Annotated in this window: 12 protein-coding genes; 8 read left to right on the plus strand and 4 right to left on the minus strand. The window is 41.4% G+C overall.

The genetic code is table 11. The annotated features are described in order from the left end of the window. Positions 1 to 2: 2 nt before the first annotated feature. Complete coding sequence (locus tag CXF72_RS03145) at positions 3 to 239, plus strand: thioredoxin family protein (RefSeq protein WP_101036821.1); 237 nt, start codon at positions 3 to 5, stop codon at positions 237 to 239. Between the two features lie 134 nt (positions 240 to 373). On the opposite strand, the gene CXF72_RS03150 is transcribed toward CXF72_RS03145, so the two are convergent. Then, positions 374 to 1,606 (minus strand): NADH:flavin oxidoreductase/NADH oxidase family protein, encoded by a 1,233-nt coding sequence (locus CXF72_RS03150; protein ID WP_101036822.1) that lies wholly within the window; start codon positions 1,604 to 1,606, stop codon positions 374 to 376. Positions 1,607 to 1,806: 200 nt separating this feature from the next. Between CXF72_RS03150 and CXF72_RS03155 the strand changes: the two genes are divergently transcribed. Next, on the plus strand, positions 1,807 to 2,706 hold the full coding sequence (locus CXF72_RS03155; protein WP_101036823.1) for a LysR family transcriptional regulator: 900 nt from the start codon (positions 1,807 to 1,809) through the stop codon (positions 2,704 to 2,706). A gap of 123 nt (positions 2,707 to 2,829) precedes the next feature. Here CXF72_RS03155 and CXF72_RS03160 read toward each other — a convergent pair whose 3' ends face one another. After that, complete coding sequence (locus tag CXF72_RS03160) at positions 2,830 to 3,231, minus strand: NUDIX hydrolase (RefSeq protein ID WP_101036824.1); 402 nt, start codon at positions 3,229 to 3,231, stop codon at positions 2,830 to 2,832. A 58-nt stretch (positions 3,232 to 3,289) separates the two neighbouring features. Then, positions 3,290 to 3,622 (minus strand): YnfA family protein, encoded by a 333-nt coding sequence (locus CXF72_RS03165; protein WP_101036825.1) that lies wholly within the window; start codon positions 3,620 to 3,622, stop codon positions 3,290 to 3,292. A 534-nt stretch (positions 3,623 to 4,156) separates the two neighbouring features. Here CXF72_RS03165 and CXF72_RS03170 point away from each other — a divergent pair. The 6 genes from CXF72_RS03170 (at position 4,157) to CXF72_RS03195 (ending at position 8,812) form a co-directional block, all read left to right on the plus strand. Next, positions 4,157 to 4,819 carry a DsbA family oxidoreductase gene (locus tag CXF72_RS03170; RefSeq protein WP_232784863.1) on the plus strand — a complete coding sequence of 221 codons (663 nt, stop codon included), beginning with the start codon at positions 4,157 to 4,159 and terminating at the stop codon, positions 4,817 to 4,819. Positions 4,820 to 4,900: 81 nt separating this feature from the next. Further along, complete coding sequence (locus tag CXF72_RS03175) at positions 4,901 to 5,590, plus strand: haloacid dehalogenase type II (protein ID WP_101036826.1); 690 nt, start codon at positions 4,901 to 4,903, stop codon at positions 5,588 to 5,590. A gap of 332 nt (positions 5,591 to 5,922) precedes the next feature. Beyond that, complete coding sequence (locus tag CXF72_RS03180; RefSeq protein ID WP_101036827.1) at positions 5,923 to 6,474, plus strand: carboxymuconolactone decarboxylase family protein; 552 nt, start codon at positions 5,923 to 5,925, stop codon at positions 6,472 to 6,474. 95 nt (positions 6,475 to 6,569) lie between these two features. Continuing rightward, positions 6,570 to 7,250, plus strand: coding sequence for a glutathione S-transferase family protein (locus tag CXF72_RS03185; protein WP_101036828.1), 681 nt, complete (start codon positions 6,570 to 6,572; stop codon positions 7,248 to 7,250). 28 nt (positions 7,251 to 7,278) lie between these two features. Beyond that, positions 7,279 to 8,136: a glutathione-dependent disulfide-bond oxidoreductase gene (gene yghU, locus CXF72_RS03190; protein WP_101036829.1), complete on the plus strand. Its 858-nt coding sequence runs from the start codon at positions 7,279 to 7,281 to the stop codon at positions 8,134 to 8,136. An 88-nt stretch (positions 8,137 to 8,224) separates the two neighbouring features. Continuing rightward, positions 8,225 to 8,812 carry a TetR/AcrR family transcriptional regulator gene (locus CXF72_RS03195; RefSeq protein ID WP_101036830.1) on the plus strand — a complete coding sequence of 196 codons (588 nt, stop codon included), beginning with the start codon at positions 8,225 to 8,227 and terminating at the stop codon, positions 8,810 to 8,812. Between the two features lie 599 nt (positions 8,813 to 9,411). On the opposite strand, the gene CXF72_RS03200 is transcribed toward CXF72_RS03195, so the two are convergent. Next, positions 9,412 to 10,125: a GntR family transcriptional regulator gene (locus CXF72_RS03200; protein ID WP_101036831.1), complete on the minus strand. Its 714-nt coding sequence runs from the start codon at positions 10,123 to 10,125 to the stop codon at positions 9,412 to 9,414. Between the last annotated feature and the right edge of the window lie 1,026 nt (positions 10,126 to 11,151).

Raw genomic sequence — 11,151 nt, forward strand, 5'->3', positions numbered from 1 at the left:
TAATGAGAAAATTTAAAGTGTTAGGATCAGGTTGCGCTAAGTGCACAAATACGGCTAAGTTAATTGAAAAAATAGCGAAAGACAATGGCATTGAAGTGTTTGTTGAGAAAGTCACCGATTTAGAAACGATCATGAATTACGGGGTAATGTCCACCCCCGGGGTCGTTATGGATGAAAAGGTTGTCCATAGTGGCGGTGTCCCTGCTACTGAATCAATAAAAAAATGGTTTGATTTATAAAAAGATATTGCCCAAGGAGCCTGACAGAGCACTATTCTCGGCCAAGCTTTTTGGGCTGTCTCGTTTAAATTTCATTTAATCTGAAAGGGTGCTGCATCGTCATGCGAGTCTTTATCGCTATAATGAAAACCAATTTAAGAGACACTGTCGGTAGCAAGTTGGCTATCTGAGAATTTATTTTTCCATTTCACACAGCGATCATTATCACGCTCTTCATAAAGACCAATAGCTGATAAAAGATCAAGATCAAAATTGCGCTCACTGTCATTAGCGAGTGCAGTTAAGCGCATTGTATACCAAGCAGTGATGCCACCTTGAGGCGGGCTCTCAAATCGAGGGAAATCAAATCTCGGGAAATCCAAGGTATCAGGTTTTCTGAATAGCCAATCGCTCGCAAGCTCAGGATTTAATACAAATGCGCGTCCCAATCCAACCATGTCGACAGCATCCCCCGCTAACGTTTCCAGCACCTGTTCGCGGGTTTTAAAACCGCCAGTCACCACTAGGGGTATCCTGGTTAGATTTCTTGCTTGTTGAGCAAATTCAATAAAATATGGGCCACTTGTGGTGCCATCAGAGCTGGATTTTGCACCGGGGAAATAGGATCCGCCACTTATCTCTATTAAGTCAATCGAGGTTTGATCTAAAATACCAATCGCTTTTAACGCATCATCTTGTGTTAACCCACCTTCTAATTGATCTGACGAGTTGATCTTAATGCCGATAGGAAATGAGCTGCCAACCACGCTTCGTACTTTAGCAATTATCTCGACAATAATTGTGCAGCGCGCTTCTATCGAGCCACCGTACTGATCCTGACGATGATTAAAGAGTGGTGATAGGAATTGGCTGAGCAGGAAACCATGACCAGCGTGGATCTGAATACCTGTAAATGCTGTATTCTTTGCTATTAACGCGGCGCTTGCGTACATATCAGGTAACTGAGTCACTTCAGCCTTCGACATTCCGGCACATTGAAAGCTGCCAATCTTAAGGGAAGAGGGGCCTTTTGGCTGGCTTATAGGTAAATGCGAAAGTCCTCCCGCCTGACCTAGCTGGGGCCAGATGTGAGCGCCATTAATTGCAGCGCGTGAGGCCAATGAGTGCAGAGACTGTAAATTCGAATCGGCGCTTAAAACCAGATTCCCCGGCTTTTCCGGAAAGCATGGATCGATCTGCACTTCGCCAATAATCGATAACCCAACGTCACCTTCGGCCCATCTTTCATAGAGTCGTGCTTGAGCATCCGTTGACCCTCCCTCGCCGTCTGCAAGTGAGTCAGACATAGCTGATTTTACAAACCTGTTTTTTAAAACTGCACCACAGGGAAGTTGCAGTGGCTGACTAGCGTCTGTTGCTTTGATCATATCTACCTCTTGTTAATCTACACTTTTGGTGTTTTACACTAGGGTCACTGTGCAAAATTGTTAACCGGCTTTAGTAACTGCTTATATTGTATAAAAAAAATGTTAGTGGCAGTCACTGCGATTGATAAAGATATTATTCACTATTTTTACTAAACTAAAAACAGCATAATACTTCAAACACTATTAAAAATAAGTTAATAATGAACACTTCGGATCTTAATCTATTCATTCGCATAGTAGAAACGGGCAGCCTGACTGAAGCGGCTAAACAATTGAATATCACGCCAGCGGCTGTCAGTTCCGCACTCCGGCGGTTAGAAAAACAGCTGGATCTACAATTGTTTATAAGGACAACCAGGCAACTCCGAATTACATCGCAAGGGGAGCAGTTCTTATTTCATTGCCGACAAGCATTGGCAGCGCTGGAGCAGGGACGTATAGCAGCTCATCAGATGCAGGGGAGAATCAGCGGCACATTACGATTGTCAGTTTCATCGGATTTAGGGCGTAATATAGTGCTACCCTGGCTTGATGAATTGCTTGATCTGCATCCTGACTTGTCGGTCGATTTAACGGTAGGTGACTCACTCTCTGACTTCTTTTTGGATCAAGTTGATGTTGCGCTTCGTTATGGTAAACCAGAAGACTCAAGCATGGTGTCATTTCATATTGCGACGATGAACAGGATCACTTGCGCATCGCCTGACTATATCGCCAATTTCGGCAGCCTCTCAGATCCCGATGATTTAAGAAAACATAATTGTTTACTGTACCGACGAGGCGGTCGCCTATTTGACAATTGGGAATATATGGACGATGCCGGTAGCCAGAAAATAAGAGTAGATAGTAATAGGGTCAGTAATGACACTGATATTGTTAGACGCTGGGCTGTTAGTGGAAAAGGCATTGCAAATAGAGCAGAAATAGATGTTGTTTCAGATTTACGCAACGGGGAATTAGTACAACTTTTACCTCATTTTCAATCTCCGTCGGTGCAGCTCTACTTAATTTGTCCGAGCAGAAAACAAGCCAGTCCCGCAGTGATAGCGTTCAGGGAATTGCTTCGAGAAAAATCTGCACAGATGCTCGGTTTTTCTTGATAACAAGCTTAGTAATAGTTAAATGAAGTTGTCACTGTTTTTTATTTCCATCAAAATGGACGGGACCAATGAGCTGCACTGAAAACCGTCCCTTATAGGGTTGTGTGCTATCTTTTCTGCGGATTACCCTATTAAATTTTGACTCTTAAGCCAATCCATCACTTTAATGGAAGCAAGTGAGCAAAGAGATTTATTGTTGTAACTTATAAAAGCGATTTCTTGTATTTCTGCATCGGGTGAAAGCTCTCCCTGAAAGTCTGCAAAATAGCAGCTTAACTTAACAATAGTGTCGCTGTCTTTCCCATCGGCTGGTGCCTTAAATATGCCGGCATATTTGATTGAAGCAGGGATTAACTTAACTGAAATTTCTTCCTGAACTTCACGTATCAGCGCTTGTTGATCGGATTCTCCTTGCTCACGTTTGCCGCCGGGAATATAGAATAGTGCTTTATTCTTTGAGCGGGCACACAACAGCTTTCCATCGTGAATATACAACCAGGCTAATTTATCAATTTCTTTTTTCACAAAGACTCCTTATAAGAGGTGATTTTATTAAAAATTTAATACTTGTAATGCTTTTTTGTTAAGAAGGCCTTGGACCAAACATAATAACCGCCACACCAACAATACAAATTGCAACACCGAGCAGATCTGTCATTGTTGGACGCGTAGATTCGACCAGCCACAACCACATTAATGCGACAGAAATATAAATACCACCGTATGCCGCGTAGGTACGGCCGGCGGCTTCAGGATGTAATGTAAGCAGCCAAACAAATGCTGCGAGGCTGAATGTGGCAGGTATCAGTAACCAAATTGAATGGCCTTCCCGCAACCAAAGATAGGGCAGGTAGCAGCCGACTATTTCGGCGACAGCAGTCACCGTAAAAAGGCCAAAAATTTTTAGTGCTTCCATCATTTCCCTTGTTTATTTAATATTATTGCTTCGCCGGCCGAATAGCCTTATTAACAGCTTTTTGTGCCCTTGCGTATAAGAAAATCTGCAACCCCAATAGCATCATAGTCAATAAGAACTGCCTGAATTAATCCTGTAAGCAGTGCTATTGCCAGCGTTCCGCAAGCCCGCTAATCAAAAATAGATAATAAGATTACGCTTCGGCTTTTTATTAATCAATCACTTATATTTATAAGGTAAATTAACAATTCATATGAACGATCGCTCAAAATTAACCTGAACGACTGTTCATATATGTTTATAGTATCCTCAGTTAAGCGCTGATATATCTGCGTATTCCGTTATTAATGACCTTATTGATTGCAATAAATACTCAGTATTAAAAGCAGGAATGGCATCAACTACAGGTTATTGTCCTTAACAACACCCTGCAAAACAAGCGGGATTTTAGCAAAAAGCAGTCTAACTACTTTCTACCGTTAGATTTTAGCGACTAATACTTCCTCCTGTTAATGGCATAAAAGGATCAATATTATGAATGATAAGATTAAGATAAACGACAAGATTAAGTTAGATATAGTATCGGATGTTGTCTGCCCATGGTGCATCGTAGGCTACAAACATCTGCAGGCCGCTATTAATGAACTGGGTCTGCAAGACCGGGTAGAAATTGAGTGGCAGCCCTTTGAACTGAACCCAGATATGCCCGCGCAAGGTGAGAACCTGCGCGCCCATGTGCTGCGAAAATACGGTGCTAAACGCGAAGAAAGTGATAAAGCCCGCATTGATATCAGTGCCCTTGGTGCTGAGTATGGATTTGAATTTAATTACTTTGAAGAGATGAAGATAGTTAATACTCACGATGCCCATCTGTTGCTTGATTTTGCTTATCAACAAGGATTGCAGCATCAGTTTAAGCAGCGCTTGTTTGCCGCTTTTTTCAGCGAGTATAAGGATATATCCGATCGCACCGTGTTGCTGGCAGAAGCTCGAAGTGTAGGACTGGATCCTGCTGCTACTACGTTAGCCTTAGACGATAGCAAGCGCCTAAGCGACCTATTAAAACAACAGCGTCACTGGCAGCAACAGGGGATTTCCGGCGTGCCAACGGTTATCTTTAACCGCAGCAGCGCGATGACAGGTGCACACCCGCAAAGCGCTTACAAAAAGGTGCTAAAAGAGTTAGCCGGTCTGTAGTTATATTTAAGACATTACCGACCATCAATATTGACCAACGCTAATCAATGAATAATTCAAGCTATAAGAGGTCCGTATAAAATGAAAAAAACCAATAATATCGAAGTACTGCTCTTTGACGTCAACGAGACGCTGCTCGATATAACTACCCTTGAACCTTTTTTCTTGCGGGTTTTTAAAAATCCATTGGCGCTTCGTAACTGGTTCGCCGAACTTGTACTTTATTCGCAAACCCTGACCGTTTCAGGTCTCTATGAACCCTTTGCTAATCTTGCCGTCGGCACTCTTAAAATGCTTGGCGCTAATCATCATATTTCGATCAGCGACGACGATCTCGCGGAATTCAAAGAACGGCTTGGAAATCTTCCTCCCCATCCCGATGTTATACCGGCATTAAAACGCTTAAAAGCAGCCGGATTTCGCCTGGCAACACTCACCAACTCGGCATCAACACAATCACCAACATTATTAGAAAAAGCGGGAATATCGGAGTTTTTTGAAGGGCAGTTCAGCATAGAGACGGTGCGCTCATTTAAACCCCATTCAGCAACCTATCGGTATGCAGCACAGGAAATGGCAGTCCAACTTGACCGGGTATGTCTGGTTGCATGCCACCTGTGGGACACTATAGGCGCACAAGCGGCAGGCTGTTCCGGTGCTTTTATTACCCGCCCGAATAATAACCTTCTGATAGCTGAAAATGTCCCGCAACCGAATTATGTCGCACGTGATTTGACCCACCTGGTTGAGCTGCTTGTTGGGGATTTGTAGTGCATGAAAAAATCATTCAACAATACTCGCAAACGCCATGATTGTGCAGTTTGTTCCTTTTCAACAGAGACAGATGAGCCAATTATCCGGTTTAAACGTCAGCTTGTGGATCGCACTTGGTATTTTTTGCCGCAATAAGTGCTTCTTTGTATCTCTACAATGAAAAAGTCGAATGATAACTTAGGCGCCTAATGAGCATGATATTTCAATTAATTGAACGATCGCTCAATTAAGTCTTGAACGATCGCTCAATTACATTTATAGTACCCCCACTTCAAGGAGCAAAGGTTCCGGTTACATAAAACATGAATTTAAATTAAGAGAGAGCCATTATGTCAAACTTCAAAATCCATACTATTGAGTCAGCTCCAGCAGAAAGTAAAACAATCCTAGAGGGTGCAAAAAAACAGATGGGCGTTGTTCCTGGTCTTTTCGGCGTATTGTCTGAATCTCCAAATACACTTAAAGCTTACACTCAGTTACACCAACTATTTGCAAGCTCATCTTTTGATGCAGAAGAGCTAACCGTCGTATGGCAAACAATTAATGTTGAGCATGAATGTCATTACTGTGTACCTGCACACACGGGTATTGCCCATTCAATGAAGGTCGATTCTGCTCTGACTGAAGCGCTGCGTAACGGTGAAGCAATGCCAACTGAAAAACTGCAGGCATTGCAAGACTTTACCTTAAGCATGGTGCGTGACCGTGGTAATGTTTCTGAACAACAGACGCAAGCATTCTTTGCAGCGGGCTACGGACAACAGCAGGTTCTTGAAGTCATTTTGGGTCTGTCTCAAAAAGTGATCAGCAACTACGTTAACCATGCCGCAAAAACACCGGTCGATCCCATGTTTGAACAATTCGCCTGGACTAAAAAATAAGAAATCATGATTGCTTCTTCTTTTTTGAAGGGGCAAGCCAACTTTTCACCTTCACTCTTTCCCCGATGATTCCTTAAATACAATAGGATAATATTATGCTTAAGTTTTTTTTCCACCCGACACCAAACCCGATGAAAGTGGCTCTTTACCTTGAGGAGACCGGGTTAGCCTATGAATTGATTCCTGTCGATACAATGAAGGGTGAGCAACATACACCAGAGTACCGCGCGATTAACCCCAACGGTAAAACACCGGCCATTGAAGACCTGGGTAAACGGGTATTTGATTCTACTGCTATTTTAATGTATCTATCTGAAAAAACAGGAAAATTAGCAGGAAAAGCAGAAGATCGCAGTGACATGCTGTCATGGTTAATGTTTTTAGCAACAGGCTTAGGACCCTTTTCGGGGCAAGCGGTTCATTTTAGACATAAAGCACCAGAGCAAGTGCCCTATGCAATCAATCGCTACCTGAGTGAAGCCGAACGTCATTATCAAGTGCTGGAAACACATATGGAAGGCCGTGAATATATAGTGGGTGATGAGTTTTCAATTGCGGATATTTCAGCATGGGGGTGGATTGATAAAGCAACGGCTGTGTTAGGCGGGCAAGGATTAGAAAACTACCCTAATCTGACACGTTGGTTTGCAGACATAAACGCGCGTCCGGCAGTCGAAAGAGCAAGAAATATCCATAAAGAGTTTGAATTTAAGTCGGATTTTGATGAACAGGCAGCACGTGCACTCTACCCGCACAACTTTGATAACAAAGCCTGATAATACAAAAAACACAGGAGAGATCATAATGGAAAAGCAATATACACCTCCAAAAATCTGGACTCATGATGCCGAAAGTGGCGGTAAATGGGCCAGTGTTAATCGTCCGGTTTCAGGCGCAACCCATGAAAAAGTCTTACCTGTTGGTGAGCATGCTTTGCAATTGTACTCAATGGGTACGCCTAATGGCCAAAAAATCACCATTATGCTGGAAGAGTTATTAGCACTGGGTGAGGAGGCTGAATACGATGCCCATATGATCAGAATTCTTGAAGGCGAGCAATTCTCATCGGGGTTTGTGGATATTAATCCTAATTCCAAAATTCCGGCATTAGTTGACCGCGCTGGCGATAATGATCAACCTATATTTGAATCTGCCTCGATTTTAGTTTATCTTGCTGAAAAATTTTCTGCATTGTTGCCTGAAAAAGGTGTTAAGCGGACACGAGTGTTAAACTGGCTATTCTGGTTACACGGGGCTGCGCCCTATTTAGGTGGGGGGTTCGGTCATTTTTATGCTTACGCACCCGAAAAGTTTGAATATCCAATTAATCGCTTTACCATGGAAATTAAGCGACAGTTAGATGTTTTAGATAAGCAATTGGCAAAAAATGAATTTATTGCGGGTGATGCGTTTAGTATTGCGGACATTGCAATCTGGCCCTGGTATGGCAACTTAATTCTGGGCAAGCTTTACGATGCGCAAGAATTCCTTCAGGTGGAAGAGTACCCCCATCTGCAACGCTGGGCAAAAGCAACATTAGCGCGTCCGGCAGTACAACGCGGGCGTATTATTAACCGTGATTGGGGTGATAAGTGGGAACAGCTTGAAAATCGTCACAGTGCTGAGAATATCGATAAAGTATTAGCGTTAAAACCTGCATAACTTATTAAGGTAAGCAGTATCAAAGGCCTAGTGACATATTGTTACTGGGCCTTCAGCTTTTAAGGAAAACCTGTTTAAGGCAGATATTATGAGTAAACAAGCAAAATTCAATCGCGATCAAGTTATCGAAAAAGCAAAAAACCTCTATTGGGAAAAAGGCTATCACGCAACGTCAATGAGAAATCTACAGGATGTGGTTGATATGCGCCCGGGCAGTATTTATGCGGCTTTTGGCAGTAAAGATAATTTATTTAAAGAAGCGTTAAATCGTTATGCTCAAATCGGTGCTGAGCAACTTGCTAATAGTCTGGCGCAGGAAAAAACAGTGCTTGCTGGTCTGAAACGATTCATTCGTAGTGTGACTATTTGTAACAAAAACAGCGCGCCAAACGGCATGTGCATGATAGTGAAAAGCATCGCTGAATTAACGCAGAGCGATAATCCGGATTTGCTTGCGAATGCAATGCATATTTTAGAAAATATAGAGGGCTCTTTTGCGAGCATTTTCCAACAAGCCATCGATAATGGTGAAATCAGTGTGGAGAAAGATCCCGTTGAATTAGCGCGTTATCTGCAGATTCAAATAATAGGCATAAGAACTTATGCTCAAATAACCAACAACATGAATGCAGTAGAAAAAGTCATTGATGATCTATTTAAAGGGCTGCGGGTGTAAAACGATGCTAATACAATTTGTTTAATATTTCATTTTACAGCGAATAAGTGTATTCGGCTGTATATCGATATTTTTAATTAAATACGGTGACCCTCATTAACAGATTGAAAGCTAAAGATATTGCTAATCTTTATGCGTCTGCAGACTGTGCTGTTTTGTGGTAGCAAGCTTATACAATACAGTGTTTTCTCCAACAGTCTATCGTGCACGTTGCGCTGAGGGGAGCAATACTCTCGAGGTAAAGGGCATGAATGGTGAAGTGCTGATTTATTTTTTGTGGTGGTGAATGCTTGAATATATTTGGCGCTTTCTAAGCCGCGTTTAATTACTTTAATGTCGATAATTGTCCATTTTTTGATACCTCTATACGGCAAGAAAAATCACTTTTTAGCTGAATAATCCGTTGGCAGAAATTTATACTTTTTGATTGCATTAGTTGTATAAATTGCCATAACAAAAATGTTAACTGCTCAGTCATTATCAATCAATGCCGTTCGGTTAAGTAATTTTAGGCTTATATCTTAACGGATATTTTGAAGTAACATGGGTATATAAAGCACGAACGGGGAAACGATCGGTGCTTTCTTTTTTAGGCAGAATCAATGGCGTTTGGCAACTAAGGTAAATTTATAATCGGTTGATTTAAAAAAGTTACGGCTGTATTCAAAAACCGTGTTGTCTTGTAGATAACTGCGCGTACGTTTCTCAATAATAGGCAGGTTAGGATCGATACCGAGTAATGCAGAGACTTCCGCGGACGGTAGAATCGGTATTATCTCCTGTTCGCTGCGATCAATGACTAACCCTTTGGTTTTTTCAATAAAATCATATTTAGACTTTTGCATCACTTCATAAGTCAGATCAGGAAAAAGCGCTAATGGCAGCCAGGTTTCTTCTACTTTTATGGGATTGTCGTCAATATAACGCACCCGTTTGATGTAGAAAATACGGTCGTTTTCATTAATATTAAGGTTTTCAGCCATCAGTATGCTTGGTCTGATAATTTCAAAAGTCATCACATCACTGTGAGTGGCGACATTAAGATGAGCCCATTTTTCTTTAAAACTGGGCTGCTGGTAGATGTTGTAGTTGACTTTATTTTCTTTGACGTAGGTACCGCTGCCCTGCACACTTTCAAGCTCGCCATTTGCAATCAGTAACTTTAATGCCTGTCTGATGGTTACCCGGCTGACTGAAAACTCTTCTCGCAGTTCTGCTTCAGTGGGAATGACTTCACCCACTTTATAATCTCCGCTATGTATTTTTGTGCGAATTGTATCGGCAATTTGGCGGTACAGTGAAATTTTTGCCATCTTGATTCTCTTTTCTTTTTATCAGTGCACAACTATGCACTGTAATAAATAAGTTATGTAAATTGTACTATGGATTTTTACACTTCAATAAATCGTATTGTAATTATATGTTTATTTGTATCATAATGAGCGAGTATTTGCCATGCAAAAATGGGTTTAGTAGATGTTTTTACGGGATTTACGCTTAAAATATATTACATTCATCATAAAATATAAATGAAGGACTGTTTTTTATTTGTCTGCTGTCGATGTTGTAATTGTTAAATTACAACGTGTATTGAAATGTGGAAATCACTAATAACTCAATATTTACAATATGTTATGATTATTCAGTAAAGCCGAAAACAGTGTTCTGGAGCAGAGGGAAATAGAGTCATAGCAATACAAATGCGAATGTAAATATCTTTAATATAGATTCAGGTCACCGTTTTCACCTGTGTGATCGTGATTGCTACAAATTTAACCAATAATTCGTTAAATTTGTAGTAATCGAATGAGGCGTTATTGATGAATATTACAATGTTTATAGCAAAAGCATTAAATTTACGCTCACAAAACCGCCGGGATGATTTTGAATAGTAAATCTGATTATTATATTAATTCATTTGCTATGATGTAGTCAGTAGAGTGCATGCTATGCACCGCGGGTAGGCATAGAATGCAGCCTACTAACGATGCCTTTGTTGTCATGGTTGGTCTAGTTGGCGTTCAAATAAGACCGGCATTAAATTTATGATCCATTTTAAATAGTAAATTGGATCACTTTATTAATGCATTTGGTTTTACCAATAAGGCGCTTGCAGAACAGCTTGAGCAGCAAAAAAACGCAGCAGTGATCCCTTTCTCTGATATCCATTTATAGCCTGTCCATCGGGTATCAAGATCCCTGCTCCGGATTCACAAGTACGTGGCAAGTTGGTGTGTGAATTTACACTGTTCGGCTTTGCGGGTAACCATGTCGATGCCAATGTAATGGCTGAAGCGCGTGCTAATGTGACCCCGATTCAGTCCTACAACAAAATCCCG

Source organism: Psychromonas sp. MB-3u-54, assembly GCF_002836415.1.
In the GTDB taxonomy this organism is placed as follows: Bacteria; Pseudomonadota; Gammaproteobacteria; order Enterobacterales; family Psychromonadaceae; genus Psychromonas.